This window comes from Synechococcus sp. CBW1006, assembly GCF_015840525.1.
Taxonomy (GTDB): Bacteria; Cyanobacteriota; Cyanobacteriia; order PCC-6307; family Cyanobiaceae; genus CBW1002.
The window spans coordinates 2,377,167-2,400,086 of sequence record NZ_CP060396.1; the positions used below are offsets into that span (position 1 = coordinate 2,377,167).

Sequence of the window (22,920 nt, forward strand, 5' to 3'; positions counted from 1 at the left end):
GAGGCCTGAGCGCGGGCCATAGGCTGAGCCGGTCATCCCTGCTGCGGCAGCTGCGCGCCCCCGTGTCTTCCCCGCTGCTGCACAACAGCCTCAAGCTGGGGATCTCGGCCACGATCACCGCTGCCGCAGCCCTGTGGTGGGAGCGGATCGAGTTCGTCTGGTATCCGCTGATGGCGGTGATCGTCGTGGTCGACGACAACGACGACCAGACCGTGCACGCGGCCACGTCCCGCATTCTCGGCACCGTCACCGGCGGGCTGATCACCTTTCTGGTGCACACGATCCTGTCGGGCTGGATTGGAGTGCTGGTGTCGCTGCTGCTGATGGTGCCGGTGCTGCGGATGCTGGGCTGGCAGAGCTCCCTCGGCACTGCCGGCCTGGTGAGCGTGATGTTCCTGATGATTCCCGACCACGTGCTCCTCAACTGGAACTACGTGTTCAACCGCGCCCTTGACACGGCCCTGGGCTGCGTGATTGCCATTCTGGTGGGATTGCTGTTCTGGCCCCGCCAGGGCCTCAGGGAACTGCAGGAGATCGAAGACAGGCTCTGGGAGCAGTTGAGGTGCCAGCTGGAGGAGCATCGCCGCTGGCTGATCGAGCTCGCCCCAGCGCCACCGCCCCTGCCGCCGGCCGACTTCACCGAGACCTGGCTGCGCATGAGTCAGCTCACCCAGGAGCAGATGCGCGGTCCCCGGCGTCGCTGGCTGCTGCGCCGGCGCTGGCGCCAACGGCTCAACCTCTGGCAGACCCTCGGCCACCACTGGGTTCAGTGGGAGCGTCTGCTCTCCAACCTGCCGCCAGCAACGCCGCCTCCCGAGACGGACCCGGCCATCACAGGCCCCTATCCCCTGCGCCAGGTGCTGGCCGACCTGGCCGCCGCCCTGGAGGGGAGCAGGGCACACCCTGTGCCCCCCCGCCCCGAGCTCTGGCAGGAGGCGGCCCTGCGCGACGGGCGGCCCTTGCTGCAGTTGCTGGCCCTGGCCGAAGAACAGCAACGACTGCTCTCCACCGTTGAGACCCTGGCGCGGCTGCGCCGGCTCGACCCCCCCACCGTTCCATGCTGATCCGCCGCGACGAGCTGCGTCTGGTGGTGACCACCGGGCTGACCAACGCCCTCGGACTGCTGGCACCCCTGGGCTTCGGGTTCTACGCCACCCTGGCGGTGCTGGCGGTGGGCACCGGCACCTATGGCAACTCCCTGAGGCTCGGCCGCCAGCGGCTGCTCGGCACCCTGCTGGGAGCGGCCTTGCTGGTGGTGACCAAGGAGTGCCTCCGGGAGCTGCCCCTCGCTCTCGCCCTCGGCCTGGCCCTGGGCCTGTTGCGCGCCCTGGGGGAGTGGCTGGGGCTGCGGGTGGGCTATAAGGTGGGCGGCCTGGTGCTGGTGATGGGCTGGCTGGTCCACGGCGATGACCTCGACTGGTGGATCCCGCTGCGGCTGTTCTGGACCTGTGTCGGCATCCTCATGGCCCTGCTGAGCCTGCGGTTGTTCTGGCCCAGCCAGGCGGTGACGCAGACCCGCAGTCAGTGGAACGTCCTTCTGGGATCTCTGGCGGAGGGTCTGGAGGCGGCGGCTGCACAGCTGTATCTGAGCGGGGCCACGGCGAAGCAAGGCCACGCCGCGAAGCCAACCAGCGCAGCCACACCCACCACCCAAGCCGATCCACAGCATCGACGCACGGTGGAGCTGCGCCGCCAGCTGGGGCTGCTGCGCCGCGGCCGCCCCATGGTGGAGGCCGAGCTGGGCGACCATCCCAGCCGCCATCCCCTGCTGCGGGGGTTCTCCCTGCTGGAGGACGCCTGCTCCAGCCTGATCGGCGCCCTCGACACCCTTGAGCGCCAGCCCCCTCCCCTTGGCCAGGTGGCCTCCCTGGCGGCCCTGCGCCTGGCGGAGGCGGAACTGCTCGAGGCCGCCGCCGCCCAGCTGGGGCAATGGTGCCGGATCGTGCTCCAGCCGGGGGAATCGCTCAAGCACCCGCCTCCCTTCCAGGCCCCGGCCAGCTGGAGCGTGGCCGATCACTGGCTGCGCGATCCCAGCTTCGCCGCCATGGATCTGGGCCGGCTGCAGCGGATCGCCCGGCGGCTGATGGCCTGCCAGCAGGTGCTCTCCTGCCTGCTGCACTGCGAATCCCGCTGGCGGCAGCTGGTGCCATGAAGCGAGTCCGCCCCTGGGGAGCCCTGGGCGCGGCGATGGCGCTGCTGATGGCGCCGACCCTGGCGGAACCGTTGCCCGAAGCTCCTGATCCTGCGGCCCCCAGTCCTGGATCCACGGAAGCCACGCCTGAACCAACGGGCTGGGGCAGCCTGCAGGAGTGGCTGGGGCTGCCGGAATGGCTGCAGCTGCAGCTGGAGATCCAGGCCGAACCCATGGCTAATCCCGTCGGGGGCAAGGCCTCCCGGGCCAGCTGGATCCAGCAATCCACCCTGCAGATCGTCATCCTTCCCTGGCGGCAGTCCGGCTCCGAGGCGAGCCGCTGGTCGATGCGGACAGATCTGACCTTCATCAACGGCAACCCCAACTACGCCGAATCCATCGGCGCGGTGATTCCCCTGCAGCAGCTCGCCGATCCGCCGGGGTTCTGGCTCAGCGCCGCCGAGATCCGGCGCGAGACCCTCCCAGGCTCCTGGGGCCTGCGGGCCGGCCTGCTCTCGCTCGATCCAGAGTTCTTCACCGCACCGCTGGCCAGCTACTACGTCCATGGGGCCCTGAACACGGCCCCCGGTCTCGGCACCGCCGACTTCCCCGTGGCCCCCCTGCATGCCCCGGGCGCCGTGCTGAGCCTCCGCCCCTCCGAGGAGCTGCGACTGGACGTGGCCGGCTTCGATCTGACAGCCATGGCCGCCCAGGTGCGTCGGTTCTGGATCGAAGGATCCATGGCAGGGCCGGGGGGCTGGCTGCAGATGGTGCAGCTGGAACTCACGCCCGACTGGCTGCAGCCAAGCAGCCAGCCCCCATCGCTGCCCCCATCCGCGCCGCTGCAGCTGCCGCCGGGGTCACTGCAACTGGGCGGCTACCTCGGCAGCGGCCCCAACCGCGGCCTCTACAGCAGCCTCAGCCTGCCGGTGGGCAGCGGGCCCGGCAGCGATCGACGGCTCTGGTTCGCGGCCACCCTCGGTCTGGATCCGGCCTTCAATTCCATCCGCACCAACCTCAGCACCGGCGTGGTGGTGCTGGGCCCCTTCCCGGGGCGCCCCCGGGATCTGCTGGCCCTGGGGATGGCCCGCACCGGCTTCAGCCCCGGACTCCAGCCGCCGCTGGGCCAGGAGGGGGTGGTGGAGCTGGGCTATCAGCTTCGCCTGAATGACAACCTCAATCTCCAGCCCACCCTGCAGTGGATCGTCAATCCGGGCGCTCGCGGGGCCTGGCCAGGCATCCTCTCCAGCGGCCTGCAGGTCACCCTGACCTTCTGAGCCGGGTCCACCAGATTGGCTGCCATCAGACTTGCATCCATCAGGCTTGCAGCGTTCAGACTGACGCCGATGAGACTGGCGCCGATCAGACGGGACGAATCGGAGCGGATGGGCAGGAGCCGAGGTGGCCGGCAGGGCAACCGCAACCTGAACCACGTGCCGCTGCTTGGCCTGCTGCTGCTGCCGGCGATGGCCGTGGGGCCGGGCCAGCCGGGGCTGCTCGCCCCCAGCCAGGCCCAGGCCAACCGGTCGACGTCGCTGCCCGAGGGGTCCACCGAGCCGCTGGAGCGCAGCTGGCGGGAACTCGACCAGCAGCTGCGCACCCTCGACACCTTGCTGCCGCAAGAGCAAGAGGCACCAGCCGCCGCAGATAACGCCACCCCGCCCTTGCCGCAGACCCTGCTGGCACCCAACCGCGAGGCCTCCGGGCCCCTGCCGGCGGAACTGGACGTGCCCGCGCCCCTGAGCCTGCCCACGGCTGAGCAGCTGGGGCGGGGTTCGATCCAGGGCCTGAGCCTGGAGCAGGCCCTGGCGATGGCCTTTCGGGGCAGCGCCGAACTGCAGGGCCAGCGCGAGCAGGTGGCAGCGGCCCTGGCGGAGCTGCAGGCGGCCCTGGGCACCTACTGGCCCCGGATCAGTGCGGTGGCCAGCGGCGGCAGCAGCCAGAGCGGGACCAGCTTCTATTCCCCCGTGGGCAACACCAGGCTGGGTTTCGGGCCGCAGTTCTCGACCAATGGTCTGGCCACGGCGACGGGCCAGCCGACCGGCGGTGCCCTGACGGTGCCCACCGGCGGCGGCGCCTACCTGAATGAATCGGTGAACAGCGTTCAGGCAGGCCTGGAACTGCAGTACGCGCTGCTCGATTTCGCCCGCACGCCCCAGGTGAGAGCCGCCCGGGCCCGCCTGCAGCAGAGCCGCCAGGCTTACGCGAACGACCTGCGCCGGTTGCAGCTGCAGGTGAGTGAGGCCTACTACCAGCTGCAGCAGGCCGACCAGCTGGTGCGCATCCGCGACGCCACGGTGCGCAACGACCTGGTGATCCTTCAGGACGCCCTTGATCTCAAGCAGGCGGGCCTGGTGCCGCGGCTGGATGTGTTGCGCCGCCGCGCCATCGAGGCCAGCGACCAGGAGCTGCTGATCCAGGCGTTGGCCGACCGGGCCGTGGCCCGGCGCCAGCTCGGCGTGGTGCTCAACCTGCCGCCGGAGGTGACCCCCAGCGCTTCCGATCCGATCCAGGTGCAACCCCGCTGGCCCCTCGACCTGGAGGCCAGCCTGCTGGCCGCGTACCGCGACAACCCGGAACTGGAGGCGGTGCTGGCCACCCGCGAGGCCCTGGCCCGGGAGAAGGACGCGGCCGCCGCCGCCCTGCTGCCGACCCTCTCGCTGTTCGCCGCCGCCGGCGGCTACGGCACCAACACCAATCAGTTCGACATCAGCGTCAGTGGCGGCGGCTGCTGCGGTGGCACGGTCATCCCCGTGCTGAACACCAACGGCTACGACTGGTCGATCGGACTCACCCTGCGCTGGCTGCTCTTTGATGGCGGCACCACCGCCGCGCGGGTGCGGAGCCTGGCCCGCCGGGAAGCCGCCGCGGCCCAGCAGTTCGCCGCCCGCCGCAATGACATCCGCCTGCGGCTGGAGCAGGCCTTCTTCAACCACGAGGCCAGCCTCGCCAAGCTGAGCTCCGCCCGCCGCGGCGTGGCGGCCGCCATGGAGGCCTTCCGCGATGTGCGGTTGCGCTACCGCACCGGCCTCTCCAACGAGGTGGATCTGTCGATCACCCAGGAGCGGCTGATCAACAGCCTGGTGCAGCGGCTCAATGCCACCGTAGACGTGAACCTCACCTACGCCAGGCTGCTGCGGGAACTGCTGCCGGTCTCCCGCGATCCCGAGGCGCCCTATGCCCCTGAGCTGCAGCTCACCGAGCTGCAGCTCAGCCAGCCGCGCCCTCCGACCCCCAGGCCCTGACCGGAGCCACCATGCCCTTCACCCACGAGCAGATCGAGAGGCTCCGGCACCGCCATCGGGGCTACATCCTCACCCTCACCACCGAGGTGCTGCTGATTCTGCTGCTGCCGCTCTGTCAGTCGCAGGTCTGGCTGCTTTCGCTGCTGCTGATCAGCCTGGCGGTGGTTCTGATCACGACGGTGACGCGGTACTCGCCCCTGGTCAGCACGCGGCCGCTGGTCTATGGGCTCGGCGGCGTGGCGATCGCTCTGGAGGGGGTGTGGCATCTGGCCCTGAGCTTCGATCCAGCGGTGGGGCGCATCGTGACGGTGCCGCATGTGATCGCCTGGCTGCTGTTCTTTCTGCTGGCGCTGATGCGCAAGGTGAAGACCTTGGTGCGCGAGCCCTTCGTGACCCTGGCCGTGGTGATGGGTGCCACCTCCGGCTATCTGCTGGTCGGTATCGCCGGCGGCGTGATGCTGATCGCCCTGTGGGTGCTGCATCCCGGCGCCTTCGCCATCTCCTCACTGCCGGTGCTGAACCAGCACAACGCCGACGCTGTGGCGATGGAACCGGCCCTGATGGCCGCCTCCTTCGCGATCCTCACCACTGTGGGATCGGGTGTCCTCCGCAGCGCCAGCGTGACCGGGCAGGTGATCACCGTGGTGATCACCATCGCGGGCCAGCTCTACATCGCCATCCTGATCGCCCTGATCCTGGGGCGCTTCCACAGACGGCCAGGCTGAGTCACGGACCTGGCTCAGTCCCGACCCGATCGGGATGACCACCAGCGCTCGATCCGGTACCCCAGGATCACCAGCAGCACCACCAGCCAGAACCAGAGTTCCGGCGGGTTGGCGTTGAAGAGCACCACCAGCAGCACCACCTCGCTGGTCAGCCAGGGCAGTTCCTGCTGGAGCAGCCCGTTGCGCAGAAGAGGGCGGCGGGGGGAGGGAGTCATGGCAGGGTGTCGGGCTGGCGCAGGAAGGGCAGGTTCCAGCGCCGGTCCATCCCCTGGCTGCGGTAGCCACCGGTGATCGAGCGCAGGCCGGGGATCAGGTAGCTGATCGGTGATCGCCACTCCACGTAGGCGTGGCTGGCAATGGTGAGTCCGTCCCGCACCGGAAACACGCCACTGCCGCGCGAGAGGGTCCAGCGGTAGCCGTCGAGGCTGGTGGCATCGCGCTCCAGGGTGATCTCGGCCCGCATCACGGGTCCTTTGCTGACCAGCTCCTGGGCCAGCTGGGGGTTGCCGATCGTGGTGGAGATGTCCTCCTCGGTGGCGGGCAGGGTGAGCACCTGGCTGACTTTGCCCACGATCCCGCCGAAGCGACCGCGCTGGTTCCAGAGGGGCACCACCTCCACCGGCAGTCCTGGAGGGAGCCGCCGGGCATCGGCCGGTGCGAAGAAGGCCACGGCCCGCAGGGGGGCCTCGTGGGCGGTGGGGGCGGCGGCTCGCCCCAGGGTGCCCAGCCGCTGGCCGGTGCTCACGGTCTGGCCCTCGATCACCTGCAGATCCAGCAGCCTGCCGTCGCGCTGGGCCACCACCTTGCCGTCGAAGGCGATGCGGGCCTCGGTGACCCGCACCTGGCGCTTCAGATCGTCGATCTGGTAGCGACGCTGCAGTGCCTGGGTGTCGATCGTGAGCTTCACCTGCTCATAGCTGGTGAGCACCTCCTTCTCCTGGGTGCGGGTGGCATCGAGATTGACGCTGGTGGTGGTGAAGCCCTGTTCGGCACCCACCACCTCACTCGAGAGCGGCGCCACCACCTGCCGCTGGCTGAGCCAGCGCAGGTTGCGCAGCTTGTCGGCATAGGTGGCCTGCAGGGCCTCGAAGCGATCGCGGTCGTCGGCGAGCTTGGCCAGGGCCGTGTCGACACTGAGCCGCTCGGTGGCCAGCCGCAGCCGGTCCCGTTGATCGAGTTCACGGTTCTGCAGCTCGAGCTGGGCCAGGTTGCCCTTCTGCTGCTGCAGTTCCTTCTCCAGCACCGGCAGGTAGAGCTCCATCAGCACCTGGCCCCGGCTCACCCGATCCCCCACCTGCACGAAGACCTGCCGCACCTGGCCGCCAGAGCGGGCATTGAGCAGGCCGGCGTTGTTCGGATAGACGAGCACCCCCTGCCCCGTCACCTCGGTGGGCACCGGCCAGAACAGGGCCCAGCACCCCAGCGCGCCAGCCACGGCCGCCAGGCACACCCCCACCTGGTCGTGATCGCTCAGGCCCGCCCAGCGGTGGGGCAGCGAGCGCGCCCCCCGGCCGGCGGACGACTCGGGGCCCGGCGGGGGCGCACCGGAGTCGGGGCTGGTGATCGTCATGGCGGCCAGCTTGCTGGATCCGGGCAGCTCTGTCAGCCGGGCTTCGGCCTGGAGGCTGCCAGGGCGATGGCCTGGGCCAGCCGCGGCGCCAGCACCGGCACCTGGGCGAAGGCACCGCTGAACCCGGTGAAGGCCCAGAGTCCCGGTGCCGCATCGATCGGGCCCGCCAGGGGGATTCCGCCGGCGCAGAAGGTCACCGGCACCTGCCGGTACGGCCCGGCGAGGCTCCCCAGACTCTTCTCCAGCTGGCTGAGGCCCTGGCGCAGGCGCTCCTCCATCCAGGCCGGATCGGGCGGCTCCGCCTGGCGTGCCGGCGGGCGAACCAGGCTGATCTGCCCCACCAGCACCCCCTTCCCCCAGGGCGCCAGCCCGGCATCGACGATCCAGGCCTCCTGCTGCAACGTCGCCGCCTGCTGCTCCAGGCTCCGGCGGCGCCAGTGCCGCGGCTGCACCAGCCGCCCGCGCCGTCCTTGCTCCAACCAACGACTGCCGGCAGGGGGGCGGCCAGCGGGCATCGCCTCGAGGGCCAGCACCCCGGCCCAGCTGAGCCGGAGCCGCTGGCCCAGCGCCGGCCAGAGCGCCAGGCAGCCCGCACCGGCGGCCAGCACCACCTGATCAGCCTCCAGATCCGCCTGGGCTTGCAACCGCAACCGCCACCCTCCAGACACCCGCTCCAGAGGACCGAGCACCCGATCCGCCAGCACGGTGATGCCGGCTCGCGGCAGCATCCGGGCCAGGGCCTGGCGGAACGCCACCGCATCCACCCGGGCGAAGGGTGGGCGCCACAACCCTTCCAGCACGCTGCCGCCATGCAGGCGCAGGCCGCAGGGATGCCAGCCGATCGGACCATGACGATGCTCCAGGGCACGCCAGGCCTGCGGCGCCTGGCGGATCAGGGCACCCAGCGCACCCGGAGCCCCGGCCCACCAGGCGACGCCGCCGTAGCTGAGGGCAGTGGCACGGGAAAAGCCCTCATCCACGAGGGTCACCGCCAGGCCCGCATCGGCCAGGGCTAGGGCGAGCAAGCCGCCGGCAATGCCGCCGCCCACCACCAGCACCGGACGCTGACCCGGATCCCCTGGTTGTGGCACCGCCGACATGGTCAGATCTGAAGGGTGAAGGAGGTGATCACCTGCTGGAACAGGCCCTTCACCCGCGGCCAGCGCACCTCGTTGGTGCTGGCCGCAAAGGTGTAGAGGCGGCCGCGGTCCATCACCACCGTCGCCAGTTCGTGGCGGTCCCGGTCCTGCAGGTGCACGGCGTACTCCAGGTCGTAGAAGGTGCGGCCGCCCACCTGTCGCTCATCGGCCTGCACCAGATCCGCCTCGCGGCCACTGCCCGCTGGAGCAATCACGGTGCGGCGCAGGGTCTCGCCCACCGCCACGGCACTGCCGAGCGCTTCGAGGTCGTTGGTGGGGTTCACCTCACCGATCACCAGGCTGAGGGTCTCGTCGCTGTTGATCAGGTCATGGAACACCACCTGCGGGCCGCCACTGACCTGCACCCGGGTCCAGCCGGTGGGATAGAGGAAGGCATAGCGACCATCCGGGCTCTGGAAGGAGTTGAGCCCCGCTGCCGCGGCGCTGCAGCCCACCAGCACCACCCCCAGCAGCAGGGCGGTCAGGGCCGGCCGCAGGCGGGACCAGCTGAAGGCGAGGAAGGGCATGACACGGGCGCGGCGGATCGCGCTCCATTCTCCAACCGCCCCAGGCACCCAGAGCCGCCGGGCCACAGCCCGGGGCGACGGGCCTAGATTCCGGCCACCTGCAGCGGATCCCTGAGCGGCTTCACCCGCCCCCTGGCCCGGCTGATCGATCAGTTCGAACGCCTGCCCGGGATCGGCCCCCGCACCGCCCAGCGCCTGGCCCTGCACCTGCTGCGCCAGCCGGAGGAGCAGATCCGCGCCTTCGCCGATGCCCTGCTGGCCGCCCGCAGCCAGGTGGGCAGTTGCCGGCGCTGCTTCCACCTCTCCGCCGATCCCGAATGCGAGATCTGCCGGCAGGAGGAACGCCACAACGGCCTGATCTGCGTGGTGGCGGATTCGCGCGATCTGCTGGCCATGGAACGCACCCGCGAATACCGCGGCACTTATCACGTGCTCGGCGGCCTGATCTCCCCGATGGATGGCATCGGCCCGGAGGCCCTGCGCATCCAGCCGTTGGTGGAACGGGTCGATCGCGAAAGCATCAGTGAGGTGATCCTGGCGCTCACCCCCAGCGTCGAGGGCGATACCACCAGCCTCTATCTGGCGCGCCTGCTGCGGCCGTTCACCAGCGTGACCCGTATCGCCTATGGCCTGCCCGTGGGCAGCGAGCTGGAGTACGCCGATGAGGTGACCCTGGCCCGGGCCCTGGAGGGGCGCAGGCCGATGGGTTGAGTGCATCCACCGCCGCTCAGCCCGCCGCCCAGGGCCATCCCCCTCCAATCGGCTCATTGCCTGACAGCCTACTGCCTGAGAGCCCACTCCCCGACCTCTGCCCTGCCATCCAGGCCACTGCCCTAACCATCTGCCGCCGCCATGAGCTCAACCACCAGCCGCTACGCCGCGATCCCCCCCCGGGAACGGCTGCCGAGCTGGCTGCGGCGCCCCGTGGGTTCAGCCAGCAACCTGGAGGCGGTGCAGGCGGTGGTGAAGCAGCAGCGTCTGCACACCATCTGCGAGGAGGGGCGATGCCCCAACCGGGGCGAGTGCTACGCCGCCGGCACCGCCACCTTCCTGCTGGGCGGACCCATCTGCACCCGCAGCTGTGCCTTCTGCCAGGTGGACAAGGGCCAGGCGCCGGCCCCCGTCGACCCCGGGGAAGCCGAGCGGGTGGCGGAGGCCGTGCACAGCCTGGGCCTGCGCTACGTGGTGCTCACCGCCGTCGCCCGCGACGACAGGCCCGACCACGGCGCCAGCCTGTTCACCGCCACCATGGCGGCGATCCGGCGCCGTGACACCACAGTTGGCATCGAGGTGCTCACCCCTGACTTCTGGGGCGGCCACCCTGATCCGGCAGCCGGTGAAGCCGCCCAGAGGCAGCGCCTGGCCACCGTGCTGGCCGCCCGACCCGCCTGTTTCAACCACAACCTCGAGACCGTCGAGCGGCTGCAGGGCGAGGTGCGGCGTGGCGCCACCTACAGCCGCTCCCTGGCGCTGCTGGCGGCGGCGCGGCAACTGGCTCCCGCCATTCCCACCAAATCCGGGCTGATGCTCGGACTGGGCGAGAGCATGGACGAAGTGATCGCAGCGCTGCACGATCTACGCCGGGCCGACTGCCAGCGACTCACCCTGGGCCAGTACCTGCGCCCCTCCCTGGCCCACATCCCCGTGGCCCGCTACTGGAGCCCGGCCGCCTTCGAGGAGCTCGGCGCCATCGCCCGCAGCCTCGGCTTCGCGCAGGTGCGCAGCGGGCCACTGGTGCGCAGCAGTTATCACGCCGCACAATGACCCCGACCTCCGCCACGACGTGATGCGTGCGCAGCCATCCCTGCGGCTGTGGCTGCAATCCACCACCCTGCTGGCGGTGCTGGCCGGTTATTGCCTGCTGCTGGCGCTGAACCACACCCTCACCTCCCTGCAGCGCCGCCAGAGCCATGCTCAGCTGATTGAGCACCTGAGCAGCAAGTTGCTGGAGCGCGTCTCCAGCACGGCCCAGCTGGAGCAGCTGATCCACTCCATGCTGGAGCTACCGGGTCTGACGGTGCGCCTGCTGCCGGCCGGCGGCACCTCCAGCGCGCCATTGCTGCTGCATGGCGAGCGCCAGGTGCTGCTGGTGAGCCGCACCCGAATCGGCCCGATCGCCGGAGATCGCCCCCTGCTGGAGCTGCGACAGGACGTGACGGACTCGGTGGAACGGGAACGGCTTTCGCAGCTGTTGCTGATTGCCGCCGCCGGACTGTCGTCCCTGTTCACCGGCGCCCTGCTGCGACCGGTGCTGCGCCGCGGCCTTGTCGAACCCCTGGCCCAGCTCAGCCGGGAGGTGGCGGCAATTCCCACCCCGCCCCAGCAGGCCGAACTGCTCGATGTGGAGGCGGAGCCGCAGGAACTCCGCCCGATTGCCAGCTCCTTCAATGCCCTGCAGGAGCGTCTGGCCGCAACATGGCTGCAGCAGCGCTCCTTCGTGGATGGTGTCGCCCATGAGCTGCGCACCCCGATCACCCTGATCTCGGGCCACGCCCAGAGCCTGCGGCGCCAGCTGGCCGGTGCCGACCCCGCCGCCGCCGCCCAACCCACCGCGTTGAATGCCCCGGAATCCTTCAGCACCTCCCTGGAGGTGATCTGCACGGAAGCCCGCCGCATGGGCCTGCTGGTGAGCGACCTGCTCGATCTGGCTCGCCTGGACGCTGGCCGGCTGCAACTGCAGCTCCAGCCCCTTTCCGTGGAAGACATGTTGCTGGAAGCGTTTGGACGGCTGGAGCAGCAGGCCGGCGGTCGCCTGCAGCTCGCTTCCCCCGAAGCCATGACCCTTCCTCAGGCCAACGGCGATCCGGAGCGATTGCAGCAGTGCCTGGCAGCCCTGATCGACAACGCACTGCGATACAGCAGCGGATTGATCACCCTGCGGGCCGACTATGAAGCTGGCCCGCCCAGAGGCCTGCTGGTGCTGCACGTGCTGGATCAGGGACCGGGAGTGACGCCGCAGGAGCAGGACACGATCTTCGAGCGGTTCTTCAGGGGCTCAGCGTCTGTGGATACCCGCGGCAGCGGCCTGGGTCTCTCGGTGGTGCGGCTGCTGATGGAGGCGATGGGCGGAGCCGTCACCGTGCGGTCAGCTCCATGCGGCGGCGCTGACTTCCGCCTGGAGCTGCCATCCGCACGGTCTGCCGCCAGCCGCCCAGGACCGGACCCTCAGGTGCGAACCGGACCCTCCTTGAGCATGAAGCCGACGCCGCGCACGGTCTGAATCAGGGTGGCGCGGCCCACCGGCTCGAGTTTCTTGCGCAGATAGCGCACATACACATCCAGCAGGTTGTCGTCACCCACCCAGTTCGCGCCCCACAGGGTGTCGAGGATGAGGCGCCGCTCCTGCACCTCGTTGGGGTGACGGATCAGGTGATGGAGCAGATCAAACTCGCGGGCCGTGAGCTGAACCTGTTTCTCCCCTCGTCTCACCTCCCGGCTGGCGGGATGCACCGCCAGATCGGCCAGCCGTAACCAGCCATCGTCCGGTTCATCCAGGCCGGTGCGACGCAGCCTGGCACGGATGCGGGCCAGCAACTCCTCGATCGAGAAGGGCTTGGTGAGATAGTCGTCGGCTCCGGAATCGAGGGCCTCGACCCGTTCGCGTACATCGTCGCGGGCCGTGAGCATCAACACCGGCGTGGTGATGGCGCTGCGGCGCATCCGCCGGCACACTTCAACGCCGCTGAAATCGGGCAGGCTCCAGTCGAGAAGCACCAGATCGCAAGGCTCTCTGCGGATTTGTCCCAGGGCCTGCTGGCCGGTGGCCGCCTCATCGCAGATGTAGCCATCCGCCAGCAGTTCGGCCACCAGGAAATGACGCAGTTCCGGGTCGTCGTCGACAATCAGCAGGCGCGGGGGCATGGGGCAACCGGAGCGGCAGAACCAGGCCTGCACGGCAATCGAAGCCAGCCTAAGTGCCTTCTGTTCAGTCATCTCTGCCGGCCCCGTTGCCTGCAGCGACCGGTTCCAGGCGATGACCGGTTGAATGGAGCGAGTTTCCCGGATGCGCCCGCGCGTCCGCCGCGGCCGTGATCCATCGCTGGCAGCCCCGAACCCTCTCCGGCCGGATGGCCCGCTGGGGTGTGGGGATCGTGCTCGCCTACGCCCTGGTGGCCCTGCTCACCCCGCTGGCCATCCATCTGGGCGTTCTGGCCGATCCCAACGCCGGCCTCGACAACCCCATCTATGCCGCCCCCTCCTGGGGGCACTGGTGCGGCACCGACCGCCTCGGCCGGGATGTCTGCGTGCGCACCCTGGCCGGCAGCGGTGTGGCCCTGCAGGTGGTGCTGATCGCCCTGCTGCTGGCTCTGGTGGTGGGGGTGCCTCTTGGGATGATCAGCGGCTACCTGGGGGGATGGGTGGACCGGCTGCTGGTGCTGCTGATGGACACGATGTACACCCTGCCGGTGCTGCTGCTCTCAGTAGTGCTGGCCTTTCTGCTCGGCCGCGGCCTGCCCAATGCCGCCGCGGCGCTCTGTGTGGTGTACGTGCCCCAGTACTTCCGCGTGGTGCGCAATCAGAGCGCTCAGGTGAAGGCGGAGCTGTTCGTGGAGGCGGCCCGATCCCTCGGCGCCGGACCGATCTGGATCCTGCGGCGCTACCTGCTGCGCAATGTGATCACCTCGGTGCCGGTGCTGCTCACCCTCAATGCCGCTGATGCGGTGCTGGTGCTGGGCGGCCTGGGCTTCCTCGGCCTGGGCCTGCCGGAAACCATTCCGGAGTGGGGCAGTGATCTGCAGCAGGCCCTCACGGCCTTACCCACCGGGATCTGGTGGACGGCCCTCTATCCCGGCCTGGCCATGTTCGTGCTGGTGCTGGGCCTCTCGTTCCTGGGGGAGGGCCTGGAGAGCTGGTTGAGCGGCAACGACACCGAGCGCAACGCCCTCTGAAACAGCCCCACTGCAGGGCCTGTTCATCCCCTGTGCAGCCGCGCGACGACCTCGCCATAGTGGAATCCTCAAGTAGATGGTGCGGCCATGCCCTGGTGGCTGGATGTGGTGCTGCTGTTGTCCGGCGTGGTGCTCTGGAGCGAAGGCAGTCGTCACACCGATGACGTGATCGGCATGCTCGAAAAGATCTTCGCGGTGACCTGCGTGATGGTGGTGCTGCTGGGCGGCCGGCAGATCCCCCTGGAGCTCGCCGCCCTGGCCGTGGCCGTCTGGCTGCCCAGCGCCAACCGCTTCGAGGAAGAGGGACGGGGCTGAGCTCTGCGGCAACCCATGGCAGCGCTGATGAGAAGCATCAGCACCGCAACCGCACTGTCCGCGGCAGCTCCTCTGCAATCTCGCCGGCCTCCGACAATGCCGGATACGCCCGCCCCTGGCTGCGGCACCAGGCGGCCACCTGGGGATAGGCCCACTCGAACAGCAGCCGCTGGTAGCGCTCCGGCGCCACTCCTTCGCCTGCCGTGGGAACCGTTCCAGCGGCCTGGCGCTGGCGCAGGGCCTCGAACAGCAGGGTGGCCGTGGCCACCGACACGTTGAGCGACTGGACCATGCCACGCATCGGAATGATCACGGCCTGATCGATCTGGGCGGCGGCGGCGGCACTGAGGCCCCACTTCTCGGCGCCCAGCACGAACGCCGTGGGGCCGGTGAAATCACAGCGGCGGTAGTCGACGGCCTCCACACCAAGGTGGGTGCCATAGAGACGGAAGCCCCGCTGCTTGAGGCGGTGGATCGCCACGTTCACGTCTGTCTCCAGCTGCAGCGGCACCCATTTCTGGCTGCCCTGGGCGGTGCTGTTGAAGGTGGGCAGGCGGCCCTGCAGGCAGACGGCGTGGGCCTCCAACACGCCCACCGCATCACAGCTGCGCAGGATCGCCGAGAGGTTGTGGGGCTTCTCCACCTGCTCGAGCAGCACCGTGAGATCACCCATGCGGCAATCGAGCACGGCCTTGAGGCGCTCGAAACGGCGGGGTAGCAGGGGCATGAAGGCGGGTGCCACAGCACGGCAGGCTGGGAGCATCCTCTACCGCGGGCCGCCGATGGCGGAAGCGACCTTCGATCAACGGGTCTGGGACGCCGTGGCCCAGATTCCGGCTGGGCGGCTGGCCACCTACGGCCAGATCGCCGAGCTGATCGGCGCCTACGGCTGTGCTCGTCAGGTGGGCTGGGCACTGCGTCGCCTGCCGCTGCCCACCCCCGTCCCCTGGCATCGGGTGGTGAACGCCCAGGGGCGCATCAGCATGAGCCCCAGCCGCGAAGGTTCGGACTGGATGCAACGGCAACTGCTGCTGGCCGAGGGGATCGCCGTGGATGCCGAGGGGCGGCTGCCGCTGCGGCGCTATCTCTGGAAGGCTCCGCAACCGCCGCTTGGCTGATCCCCGCACCGACGTCGCCGCCGCCGGCCGCCCAGCAGCGGATCCCGGCATTGGCCTGGCACCGCGCCAGGTGGCCTGGCAGGTGCTGCAGGCCGTGGCGGCCGGGGCCTACGCCGATGTGGCGCTGGAACGGGAACTGGCACGCCGCCCCCTGCAAGGCTCCGACCGGGGCCTGGCCACCGAGCTCTCCTATGGAGCGATCCGGCAGCGGCGGCTGCTGGATGCCTGGATCGACCGGCTCGGCCGCGTTCCGGCCCTCCGGCAGCCGCCGAAATTGCGCTGGCTGCTGCACCTGGGCCTCTACCAGCTGTTGTTCAGCCAGAGAATTCCAGCTTCGGCGACGGTGAGCACCACGGTGGAACTGGCCAAGCGGGCCCAGCTGGGTCGCCTGGCCCCCGTTGTGAACGGGATGTTGCGCGCCCTGCTGCGCAGCCGTTCCAGGGAAGCCCAGGAGCTGCAGCCCCCTGTGCCCTGGAGCGGCCTCAGCCTGCCGGCCGATCCAGCTCAGGCCTGGGGCGTGCGCCATTCCCTGCCGGACTGGCTGGCTGAGCTGATCCCCTCATGGCTGACGCCGGAGGCCGCCGAAGCGTTCGGCCAGGCCTGCAACACCCCTCCCCATCTCGACATCCGGGTCAATCCCCTGCGCTCCAGCCCCGAGGCTCTGCGCGAGCGTCTGGCTGCAGCGGCCGTCACGGCCCAGCCCCTTGCGGGATTCCCCGAAGCCCTCTGCCTGGGGGGACATCCCGGCGACCTGCGCCAGCTGCCCGGCTACACCGAGGGGTGGTGGTGCGTGCAGGACCGCCAGGCCCAGCAGGTGGTGCCGCTGCTCGCCCCCCTGCCGGGCGAGCGCATCCTTGATGCCTGTGCCGCCCCCGGGGGCAAGAGCATCCAGATCGCCGAGCGCCAGAACGACACGGGCGAGATCTGGGCCGTGGACCGCTCCGAAGGCCGGCTGCAGAGACTGGTGCACAGCGCCCAGCGGCTGGGTCTCGGCTCGATCCACACCCTGGCCGCCGATGCACTCAGCCTGGCAGCGGCCCGACCCGACTGGATCGGCAGCTTTGACCGGCTCCTGGTCGACGCCCCCTGCTCGGGCCTGGGCACCCTGGCGCGCCATGCCGATGCGCGCTGGCGGATGTCTCCAGCCGCCATCGACGAGCTGGTGGAGTTGCAGCGGCAGTTGCTTGAGGCGCTGCTGCCGCTGCTCAAGCCCGGCGGACGGCTGGTCTACGCCACCTGCACGGTTCATCCAAGCGAAAACAGCGAGCAGATCGCCTCCCTGAGCCAACGGCACCCCGAGCTGGTGCTGATCGAGCAGTGGCAACGCTGGCCTTCGGCCATGGGAGGCGATGGCTTCTACGCCGCAGCATTGACCACTGCAGCCTGATTGAAGCTGTTGCGTGGCGATGTCCTGCCCATGGTGAAAGTCAGGGTTGGGGCTGCGGCTCCACTGGTGGCGGTGGTGGTGGCGGTGGCGGAGCAACCGGTGGCGGGGCGATTGGCTGTTGACGCACGTCGTCGAGAATCCGATTCAGAGAGGGCTGGGATCCACCATCCGGCTCCGACGGTTGGCGAACAGAGCCTGGCGGACGATCGGGAGCTGGACGCGAGGGGGGGGGATCAGGAGAGGCCTGGCGTGACGGCGCTGCAGGACGCGGGGCAGGATCTTGGCGGGAGTCGGCCGAATCGGCGCGCGGCAATGCCGGATCGGGGGCCTCCTGCGCGGCAGATCCTGGCCGCCCCTTTGCAGGCCCCTTGGCGGGAGCCGGCTTGGTGGGCTTGTAACGACCGGTGAGCACCGGCTTGGGCGGGAACTGCCGCACCGGCAGCCCCTTCACCACCGGCTTCATGAAGTGGTTCCAGGCGTAGGTGGCCACCACACTGGTGTTGCGGGTCTCGCGGCTGTTGTCATACCCCAGCCACACACCGGTGGTGAGCTGGGGGATCGAGCCGATGAACCAGAGATCCCGTCCTCCCTCCGAGGTGCCGGTCTTGCCGGCAACCGGTCGATCCGCCAGGGCGGCGCCCCCACCGGTACCGGAGCGGACCGCCTGCTGCAGCATCCAGGTCATCGCGTCGGCGATGTCGCTGTCGACGGCGCGATGACCCCGATCACCATCGTGGCGGCGGCTCCAGAGCAATTCCCCATCGGGGCCATAGATCTCCTCGAAGGGGGTGGGACTCACATACACCCCACGGTTATTGATTGCGGCGTAGGCGGCAGTCATGTCGAGCACCGTCTGTTCGTAGGCCCCGATCGCCATTGGGTAGAAGCGTCCCAACTCGCGGGTGATGCCGAGGCTCTTGGCCGTGGCGATCACTTTGTCGAAACCCAGCTGCTGCAGCAGTCCCACCGCCACGATATTGAGCGAGTTCTGGAGGGCCACCACCATCGGCACCCGGCCCATGTAGCGATTGCCGAAGTTCTTTGGGCAGTAACCGGCAAAGCAACGGGCTTTGTCGAGCACCAGAGTCTCCGGCCGCATGCCCTCCTGAAGGGCGCTGAGATAAACGAAAAGCTTGAAGGTGGAACCGGGTGAGCGCAGCGCCTGAACAGCGCGGTTGAACTGGCTGGATGCGAAATCGTTCCCCCCCACCATGGCCCGCACCAGGCCGGTGCCCGGCTCCATCGCCACCAGAGCCCCTTCCATGGCGCCGGTGGCGTAGGTGTCGATCGTCTTCTGGGCCTGGTCATTCCAGGCCAGGTTGAGGCCGGTCCGAATCGTCAGCCCACCCACCTCAAGTTGCTCGGGGGTGAGCACCTTGGTGAGCTCCTGAGACACCCAGCTGGTGAAATACGGCGCCTTGCTGACCCAGTACTTGGGCTCGGCGGGCTTGAGGGCCAGCGGTGCACCCTGAGCCTCCGCCTCCTGAGCCGCATCCAGGAAACCAGCTTCCCGCATCCGGCGCAGCACAATGGAGCGCCGCTGCAGGGCCAGGTCGGGATTCACCAGCGGTGAATAGACCGAGGGTGCCGGCGGCAACCCAGCAATCAGGGCCGCCTCCGGCAGGGTGAGCTGATCGGGAGTCTTGGAGAAGTAAATCCAGGCCGCATCGGCGACGCCATAGGCGCTGGAACCGAGATAGACGAAGTTGAGGTATTGCTCAAGGATCTGCTGCTTGGTCAGTTGGCGCTCGAGCTTGCCGGCCAGAGCAGCTTCCTTGAGCTTGCGCAGCAGGGTGCGGTCCTGACTGAGAAAGACGGTGCGGGCCAGCTGCTGGGTGATGGTGCTGGCGCCTTCCTCCACCGATCCCCGGCTCAGGTTACGCAGCGCAGCCCGGCCGATCCCAAGCGGATCGATGCCGTTGTGCTGATAAAAGCGACGGTCTTCGGCCGCGATGAAGGCCTGCCGCACCAGCTCGGGCATGCGGCCCGCCACCAACTTCTCCCGGGTGGCCGGACCCAGCTTCTGGATCACCTGGCCATCGGCCGAAAAGATGGTGAACGTCCCTGGACGATTGAAGCTGCTGATGCGGCGCGCATCGGGAAGCTGCCGATCCACCGCGGCGACCAGGGCGGACTGGCCCAGGGCCAGCCCGGAGCCGAGAACAGCGGCCACAAGGCCGGCGCGAAGCAACTGGAAAGTGCGTGGGTTCACATCAGCCGAGGGCGGCGCCGACCAGATCGCTGTGACCGATGGCGAGAGCCGTGACCAACATGCCGAGGACCAGGAAGGGTTGGGCGCTGGCCTGATACTTGACATCGAAAGCGATGGGATTCCGCAACAGCCAGATGTCCTGGAAGGTGATCTGGGGGATCACCAGCAGCACCAGCAACACGGCGGCGAAATGCTGGCCGATGGCGATCAGAACAGCCACCATCGCCAGCTGGAAGATGTCGATCATGCCGGCACTGATCCAGCTGGCCTTCTCAACGCCGAAAACCACCGGCAGGCTCTGCAGACCGAGGGCACGGTCGCCTTCAACGCTTTTGAAGTCGTTGACCACAGCAATACCGAGACCGGCAAGGGAATAGGCGAGGGTGAGCAGGGCCGTGGTCCAGGTGAGCTGCCCGAAAAGAGCCTGGCCAGCCCACCAGGGCAGGGCGATATAGCTGGCTCCGAGGGCGTAGTTGCCCAGCCAGCCGTTCTGCTTCAGCTTCAGGGGCGGTGCCGAGTAGATGAAGCTCACGAACGAGCCCCCCAGGGCCAGGAGCAGCAGCACCGGCGTGGTGTGGCCGGCCCAGAGATCGAGCCCCCAGGCCACGGCGAGTCCAGCCAACAGGAGGATCCAGATCTGGGCCTTCACCTGGCCCAGGGGAATGGCGCCGGAGGGAATCGGCCGATAGGGCTCGTTGATTGCGTCGATCTCGCGGTCGTAGTAGTCGTTGATCGTCTGGGTGTAGCCGGCCAGCAGGGGCCCGCTCATCAGCATGCAGGCGAACGAAGCACCCACCTGCGGCAGGGTCCAGTGAAAGTTGCCGGACGCAGCTGCGCCGCAGAGCACTCCCCAGATCAGGGGAATCCAGGTGACAGGCTTCATCAGCTGCAACCGGATCTTCCAGATGCTGCTGGTGCTGCTGGCGCCCTTCATGCCCAGCAACTGGCGAGCAGCCCCTCCAGCGGCCGGTGCCGGAGACGCGACGTCCGGAGACCCGCTGGGTTGTGGACTCTCGCTCACGGTGGATGCAGGGAGGACGTCGATGAAGACCGAACAGAGATGCCGCTGCTCAGAGCGGCACGATCTCGTCGTCGAAGAACCAGGAGGTGGCACCACCGGCAAGCTCGACCACCACGCCGATGCCCTTGCCGTCTGTCACCTTGAAATCGCGGACGGTACCGGTGGCATCCGCCTTGAGCATGGCCACCAGATCGGCCGGAATACGGTCGCGAACCCGGGTGACCCGCACCTTCGACCCGATGGTGATGGCAGCCTGGGACATGTCCGGCGCGGTGGAAAAGTGGCGCAACCTTAACAGCTCCGCTCCATTCACCTCAGGCCCGACCTCCCCCTCCTCCCCTGCCTGCCACCCGTGGTTGCCAAGCGCATCATTCCCTGCCTGGACGTGGCCGAGGGCCGTGTCGTCAAGGGGGTCAATTTCGTGGGGCTCCGCGATGCCGGCGATCCGGTCGAGCTGGCCTGCCGCTACAGCGCCTCCGGCGCCGATGAACTGGTTTTCCTCGACATCGCCGCCAGCCACCAGGGGCGGGCCACCCTGGTGGACCTGGTGCGCCGCACCGCCGAAGCCGTGACCATTCCGTTCACGGTGGGGGGCGGGATCAGCAGCGTGGACGGCATCACCGAACTGCTGCGGGCCGGTGCCGACAAGATCAGCCTCAACTCGGCGGCGGTGCGCCAGCCGGATCTGGTGGCCGCCGGTGCTGAACGCTTCGGGGCGCAGTGCATTGTGGTGGCGATTGATGCTCGCCGGCGCGCCGGAACCGACGGCGGTTGGGACGTGTACGTCAAGGGGGGGCGGGAGAACACCGGACTCGATGCCGTGAGCTGGGCGCGACGGGTGGTGGAACTCGGCGCCGGCGAGATCCTGCTGACCTCCATGGATGGGGACGGCACCCAGAGCGGCTATGACCTGGAGCTCACCCACGCCGTGGCCTCCGCTGTGGAAGTCCCGGTGATCGCCTCCGGCGGTGCCGGCTGCATCGACCACATCGCCGCGGCGCTGGAGCAGGGCGAGGCCTCGGCGGCCCTGCTGGCCTCCCTGCTGCACGACGGCGTGCTGACGGTGGAGGAGATCAAGCGGGACCTGCTGGACCGGCACTTGCCGATCCGCCCTGTTCAGGAGCCTCCGAACGAGATCAACAGCCGCGAAGCTCTGTAAACCTTCGTTACATTGAGTCGGTGCCGAACCGCACCGTGCGCCTCCCACTCCCTTGACCTCCCTGCTCGCCCTCTCACCTGCTGTTACCACTTTGCTGGCCCTGGTGATGGTGGCCGCGGTGGTGGCGCTGGTGGCCTGGGCCCTGCAGCTGATGCAGGCGGCCAACGACCGTCAGGAGTTCTCGCTGATGCTGGCCGGCTGCATGGTCTGCTCGGCCGCCGTGGGCCTGGCCACTGTGATGCTGCTCACCCTCACGGGACCGAGTGGCCTGCAGGCCCAGGGACCAGCCCCTCAGACCCCTGGGATCGAGAGCGGAATCAGCCTCGATGCGATTGTGCTCCCCTGGGACGAGACGACCTCCTGAAAACCTCCGTGATGCCGGGCGATCCCACCGCAGTGCGTGATCTGTTCGAGAGCATTGCCCCCGCCTACGACCGGCTCAACGACGCCTTGAGCCTCGGTTTGCACAGGATCTGGAAGCGACAGGCCGTGGCCTGGCTGCAGCCACAGCCCGGCCAGCGCCTGCTTGACCTGTGCTGCGGCACCGGTGATCTGGCGCTGGTTCTGGCCGAGAAGGTGAGGCCAGGAGGACTTGTGCTTGGTCTGGATGCAGCCGCGGCCCCGTTACGGCTGGCGGAGCAGCGCAGCCAGGCCTCGCCCTGGCTGCGGCTGCGCTGGAGCCAGGGCGACGCCCTGGCAACGGGCCTGGAGGATGGCTGGGCCGACGGCGCCGTGATGGCCTATGGCCTGCGCAACCTGGCCGACCCCGCCGCCGGCCTCAAGGAACTGCGAAGAGTCATGCGATCGGGATGTCGTGCCGCCGTACTGGATTTCAACCGGCCTGAAGACAGGTTCCAGAAGGGTTTTCAGAGGTTGTATCTGCGCCGCCTGGTGGTGCCCCTCGCCCGCCAGGTCGGACTGGAGGAGCAATACGCCTACCTCGAAACGAGTCTGGCCCGCTTCCCCAGCGGCCCGGATCAGGAACATCTGGCGCAGAGCGCCGGGTTTTCCCTGGCGCGGCATCGGACACTTGCAGGCGGGCAGATGGGCCTGCTGCAACTGGTGGCGTGACCGAAGACCAGGCCTTGACGGCTCCCCGATTGAATCTCGATCGTCAACGACAGCAAGGTGAAGGTGGATCGCGGCATCGTGTCTCACGGCATTCCGATCTCTACCGCCAGGGTTTCCTGCACTGGCTGCTGGGAGGCTGCCGGGGCATGAGCGTCGATGTCTGCGCCGAGGGCGATGTCTGCGCTACCTCGGAGTGCAGCATGGCCAGGGCTGGTTGTGGAGCAAGGCCCTGCCACCGGAACAGTTCGAAGACCTCAGCCACCCACGCGAGTCGGTGAACCAGTCGCTGAGCCGCCTGCTCGAGACCTCTCCACCCTGACGCAGCCGCCCCTGGCTGAGGCAGAGCCTCGCGCTGAGGCAATCTCCGTGGTCCCAGCTCCCTGCAGGGGCTCCTGGCCCGATCCAAGGGAG

The 22,920-nt window shown here is 69.0% G+C and carries 25 protein-coding genes; 16 read left to right on the plus strand and 9 right to left on the minus strand.

Translation table 11 applies throughout. The annotated features are described in order from the left end of the window. The first annotated feature begins 62 nt into the window (after positions 1-62). The 5 genes from H8F26_RS11445 (at position 63) to H8F26_RS11465 (ending at position 6,101) form a co-directional block, all read left to right on the plus strand. A complete protein-coding gene (locus H8F26_RS11445) occupies positions 63-1,064 on the plus strand; it encodes an aromatic acid exporter family protein (RefSeq protein ID WP_197154032.1) in 1,002 nt (333 codons plus the stop codon). Beyond that, positions 1,058-2,152, plus strand: coding sequence for an FUSC family protein (locus tag H8F26_RS11450; RefSeq protein WP_197154033.1), 1,095 nt, complete (start codon positions 1,058-1,060; stop codon positions 2,150-2,152). The genes H8F26_RS11445 and H8F26_RS11450 overlap by 7 nt, the downstream gene beginning before the upstream one ends. Further along, the gene (locus H8F26_RS11455; RefSeq protein ID WP_197154034.1) at positions 2,149-3,408 is read left to right on the plus strand and encodes a carbohydrate porin; all 1,260 of its coding nucleotides are present in this window, start codon (positions 2,149-2,151) and stop codon (positions 3,406-3,408) included. Before H8F26_RS11450 ends, H8F26_RS11455 begins: the two co-directional genes overlap by 4 nt. Positions 3,409-3,516: 108 nt before the next feature. Continuing rightward, the gene (locus H8F26_RS11460) at positions 3,517-5,376 is read left to right on the plus strand and encodes a TolC family protein (protein WP_231605152.1); all 1,860 of its coding nucleotides are present in this window, start codon (positions 3,517-3,519) and stop codon (positions 5,374-5,376) included. 11 nt (positions 5,377-5,387) lie between these two features. Next, positions 5,388-6,101 (plus strand): hypothetical protein, encoded by a 714-nt coding sequence (locus H8F26_RS11465; RefSeq protein ID WP_197154035.1) that lies wholly within the window; start codon positions 5,388-5,390, stop codon positions 6,099-6,101. Positions 6,102-6,115: 14 nt separating this feature from the next. Here H8F26_RS11465 and H8F26_RS11470 read toward each other — a convergent pair whose 3' ends face one another. From H8F26_RS11470 to psbP, 4 genes are read right to left on the minus strand one after another with little or no spacing between them, the layout of a single operon-like run. Further along, a complete protein-coding gene (locus H8F26_RS11470) occupies positions 6,116-6,316 on the minus strand; it encodes a hypothetical protein (RefSeq protein ID WP_197154036.1) in 201 nt (66 codons plus the stop codon). After that, the gene (locus H8F26_RS11475) at positions 6,313-7,671 is read right to left on the minus strand and encodes an NHLP bacteriocin system secretion protein (protein WP_197154037.1); all 1,359 of its coding nucleotides are present in this window, start codon (positions 7,669-7,671) and stop codon (positions 6,313-6,315) included. The genes H8F26_RS11470 and H8F26_RS11475 overlap by 4 nt, the downstream gene beginning before the upstream one ends. A 32-nt stretch (positions 7,672-7,703) precedes the next feature. After that, positions 7,704-8,771, minus strand: a complete 1,068-nt coding sequence (locus H8F26_RS11480; RefSeq protein ID WP_197154038.1) for an FAD-dependent oxidoreductase — start codon at positions 8,769-8,771, stop codon at positions 7,704-7,706. A 2-nt stretch (positions 8,772-8,773) separates the two neighbouring features. Continuing rightward, entirely contained in the window at positions 8,774-9,337 is a 564-nt protein-coding gene (gene psbP, locus H8F26_RS11485) for a photosystem II reaction center PsbP (RefSeq protein WP_197159167.1), read from the minus strand. 141 nt (positions 9,338-9,478) lie between these two features. On the opposite strand from psbP, the gene recR reads away from it, so the two are divergent. The 3 genes from recR to H8F26_RS11500 all read left to right on the plus strand — a co-directional run bounded on the left by recR (position 9,479) and on the right by H8F26_RS11500 (position 12,557). Next, positions 9,479-10,048 carry a recombination mediator RecR gene (gene recR, locus H8F26_RS11490; RefSeq protein ID WP_231605619.1) on the plus strand — a complete coding sequence of 190 codons (570 nt, stop codon included), beginning with the start codon at positions 9,479-9,481 and terminating at the stop codon, positions 10,046-10,048. A gap of 141 nt (positions 10,049-10,189) precedes the next feature. After that, complete coding sequence (lipA, locus tag H8F26_RS11495; protein WP_197154039.1) at positions 10,190-11,101, plus strand: lipoyl synthase; 912 nt, start codon at positions 10,190-10,192, stop codon at positions 11,099-11,101. A 22-nt stretch (positions 11,102-11,123) separates the two neighbouring features. Beyond that, positions 11,124-12,557, plus strand: coding sequence for a sensor histidine kinase KdpD (locus H8F26_RS11500; RefSeq protein ID WP_197154040.1), 1,434 nt, complete (start codon positions 11,124-11,126; stop codon positions 12,555-12,557). On the opposite strand, the gene H8F26_RS11505 is transcribed toward H8F26_RS11500, so the two are convergent. Beyond that, entirely contained in the window at positions 12,503-13,198 is a 696-nt protein-coding gene (locus H8F26_RS11505) for a response regulator transcription factor (RefSeq protein WP_197154041.1), read from the minus strand. The two genes, H8F26_RS11500 and H8F26_RS11505, sit on opposite strands and share 55 nt — an antisense overlap. A gap of 206 nt (positions 13,199-13,404) precedes the next feature. On the opposite strand from H8F26_RS11505, the gene H8F26_RS11510 reads away from it, so the two are divergent. Together H8F26_RS11510 and H8F26_RS11515 are read left to right on the plus strand one after the other, a co-directional pair. Continuing rightward, a complete protein-coding gene (locus H8F26_RS11510) occupies positions 13,405-14,226 on the plus strand; it encodes an ABC transporter permease (protein WP_197159169.1) in 822 nt (273 codons plus the stop codon). Between the two features lie 87 nt (positions 14,227-14,313). Then, positions 14,314-14,541, plus strand: a complete 228-nt coding sequence (locus H8F26_RS11515; protein WP_197154042.1) for a hypothetical protein — start codon at positions 14,314-14,316, stop codon at positions 14,539-14,541. 37 nt (positions 14,542-14,578) lie between these two features. Here the strand turns inward: H8F26_RS11515 and trmH are convergent, their stop codons facing one another. Then, on the minus strand, positions 14,579-15,268 hold the full coding sequence (gene trmH, locus H8F26_RS11520; protein ID WP_197154043.1) for a tRNA (guanosine(18)-2'-O)-methyltransferase TrmH: 690 nt from the start codon (positions 15,266-15,268) through the stop codon (positions 14,579-14,581). Between the two features lie 55 nt (positions 15,269-15,323). On the opposite strand from trmH, the gene H8F26_RS11525 reads away from it, so the two are divergent. Next, positions 15,324-15,659, plus strand: coding sequence for an MGMT family protein (locus H8F26_RS11525; protein ID WP_197159170.1), 336 nt, complete (start codon positions 15,324-15,326; stop codon positions 15,657-15,659). Beyond that, complete coding sequence (locus H8F26_RS11530; protein WP_231605153.1) at positions 15,652-17,046, plus strand: 16S rRNA (cytosine(967)-C(5))-methyltransferase; 1,395 nt, start codon at positions 15,652-15,654, stop codon at positions 17,044-17,046. The genes H8F26_RS11525 and H8F26_RS11530 overlap by 8 nt, the downstream gene beginning before the upstream one ends. A gap of 40 nt (positions 17,047-17,086) precedes the next feature. Here the strand turns inward: H8F26_RS11530 and H8F26_RS11535 are convergent, their stop codons facing one another. The 3 genes from H8F26_RS11535 to H8F26_RS11545 all read right to left on the minus strand — a co-directional run bounded on the left by H8F26_RS11535 (position 17,087) and on the right by H8F26_RS11545 (position 20,541). Further along, complete coding sequence (locus tag H8F26_RS11535; protein ID WP_231605154.1) at positions 17,087-19,237, minus strand: transglycosylase domain-containing protein; 2,151 nt, start codon at positions 19,235-19,237, stop codon at positions 17,087-17,089. Between the two features lie 22 nt (positions 19,238-19,259). Then, positions 19,260-20,192, minus strand: a complete 933-nt coding sequence (gene chlG / locus H8F26_RS11540) for a chlorophyll synthase ChlG (RefSeq protein ID WP_231605620.1) — start codon at positions 20,190-20,192, stop codon at positions 19,260-19,262. Positions 20,193-20,328: 136 nt separating this feature from the next. After that, a complete protein-coding gene (locus H8F26_RS11545; protein ID WP_197154047.1) occupies positions 20,329-20,541 on the minus strand; it encodes a DUF2862 domain-containing protein in 213 nt (70 codons plus the stop codon). A 90-nt stretch (positions 20,542-20,631) separates the two neighbouring features. On the opposite strand from H8F26_RS11545, the gene hisF reads away from it, so the two are divergent. The 4 genes from hisF (at position 20,632) to H8F26_RS19895 (ending at position 22,828) form a co-directional block, all read left to right on the plus strand. Beyond that, on the plus strand, positions 20,632-21,438 hold the full coding sequence (gene hisF / locus H8F26_RS11550; protein WP_197154048.1) for an imidazole glycerol phosphate synthase subunit HisF: 807 nt from the start codon (positions 20,632-20,634) through the stop codon (positions 21,436-21,438). A gap of 52 nt (positions 21,439-21,490) precedes the next feature. Next, the gene (locus tag H8F26_RS11555) at positions 21,491-21,802 is read left to right on the plus strand and encodes a hypothetical protein (protein ID WP_231597785.1); all 312 of its coding nucleotides are present in this window, start codon (positions 21,491-21,493) and stop codon (positions 21,800-21,802) included. An 8-nt stretch (positions 21,803-21,810) separates the two neighbouring features. Continuing rightward, complete coding sequence (gene ubiE, locus H8F26_RS11560; RefSeq protein ID WP_197154049.1) at positions 21,811-22,509, plus strand: bifunctional demethylmenaquinone methyltransferase/2-methoxy-6-polyprenyl-1,4-benzoquinol methylase UbiE; 699 nt, start codon at positions 21,811-21,813, stop codon at positions 22,507-22,509. Positions 22,510-22,702: 193 nt separating this feature from the next. Then, the gene (locus H8F26_RS19895; RefSeq protein ID WP_255518567.1) at positions 22,703-22,828 is read left to right on the plus strand and encodes a hypothetical protein; all 126 of its coding nucleotides are present in this window, start codon (positions 22,703-22,705) and stop codon (positions 22,826-22,828) included. The last annotated feature ends 92 nt before the right edge of the window (positions 22,829-22,920 follow it).

What these genes read in the sequence shown, in the direction of transcription:
- H8F26_RS11525 (WP_197159170.1), top strand. Translation starts at nt 15,324, where the DNA reads ATGGCGGAAGCGACCTTCGATCAACGGGTCTGGGACGCCGTGGCCCAG.
- H8F26_RS11475 (WP_197154037.1), bottom strand. Translation starts at nt 7,671, where the DNA reads ATGACGATCACCAGCCCCGACTCCGGTGCGCCCCCGCCGGGCCCCGAG.
- H8F26_RS11515 (WP_197154042.1), top strand. Translation starts at nt 14,314, where the DNA reads ATGCCCTGGTGGCTGGATGTGGTGCTGCTGTTGTCCGGCGTGGTGCTC.
- H8F26_RS11510 (WP_197159169.1), top strand. Translation starts at nt 13,405, where the DNA reads ATGGCCCGCTGGGGTGTGGGGATCGTGCTCGCCTACGCCCTGGTGGCC.
- chlG (WP_231605620.1), bottom strand. Translation starts at nt 20,192, where the DNA reads ATGAAGGGCGCCAGCAGCACCAGCAGCATCTGGAAGATCCGGTTGCAG.
- H8F26_RS11500 (WP_197154040.1), top strand. Translation starts at nt 11,124, where the DNA reads ATGCGTGCGCAGCCATCCCTGCGGCTGTGGCTGCAATCCACCACCCTG.
- H8F26_RS11545 (WP_197154047.1), bottom strand. Translation starts at nt 20,541, where the DNA reads ATGTCCCAGGCTGCCATCACCATCGGGTCGAAGGTGCGGGTCACCCGG.
- H8F26_RS11450 (WP_197154033.1), top strand. Translation starts at nt 1,058, where the DNA reads ATGCTGATCCGCCGCGACGAGCTGCGTCTGGTGGTGACCACCGGGCTG.
- H8F26_RS11460 (WP_231605152.1), top strand. Translation starts at nt 3,517, where the DNA reads ATGGGCAGGAGCCGAGGTGGCCGGCAGGGCAACCGCAACCTGAACCAC.
- H8F26_RS11470 (WP_197154036.1), bottom strand. Translation starts at nt 6,316, where the DNA reads ATGACTCCCTCCCCCCGCCGCCCTCTTCTGCGCAACGGGCTGCTCCAG.
- psbP (WP_197159167.1), bottom strand. Translation starts at nt 9,337, where the DNA reads ATGCCCTTCCTCGCCTTCAGCTGGTCCCGCCTGCGGCCGGCCCTGACC.
- trmH (WP_197154043.1), bottom strand. Translation starts at nt 15,268, where the DNA reads ATGCCCCTGCTACCCCGCCGTTTCGAGCGCCTCAAGGCCGTGCTCGAT.
- H8F26_RS11455 (WP_197154034.1), top strand. Translation starts at nt 2,149, where the DNA reads ATGAAGCGAGTCCGCCCCTGGGGAGCCCTGGGCGCGGCGATGGCGCTG.
- H8F26_RS11505 (WP_197154041.1), bottom strand. Translation starts at nt 13,198, where the DNA reads ATGCCCCCGCGCCTGCTGATTGTCGACGACGACCCGGAACTGCGTCAT.
- H8F26_RS11480 (WP_197154038.1), bottom strand. Translation starts at nt 8,771, where the DNA reads ATGTCGGCGGTGCCACAACCAGGGGATCCGGGTCAGCGTCCGGTGCTG.
- H8F26_RS11465 (WP_197154035.1), top strand. Translation starts at nt 5,388, where the DNA reads ATGCCCTTCACCCACGAGCAGATCGAGAGGCTCCGGCACCGCCATCGG.
- lipA (WP_197154039.1), top strand. Translation starts at nt 10,190, where the DNA reads ATGAGCTCAACCACCAGCCGCTACGCCGCGATCCCCCCCCGGGAACGG.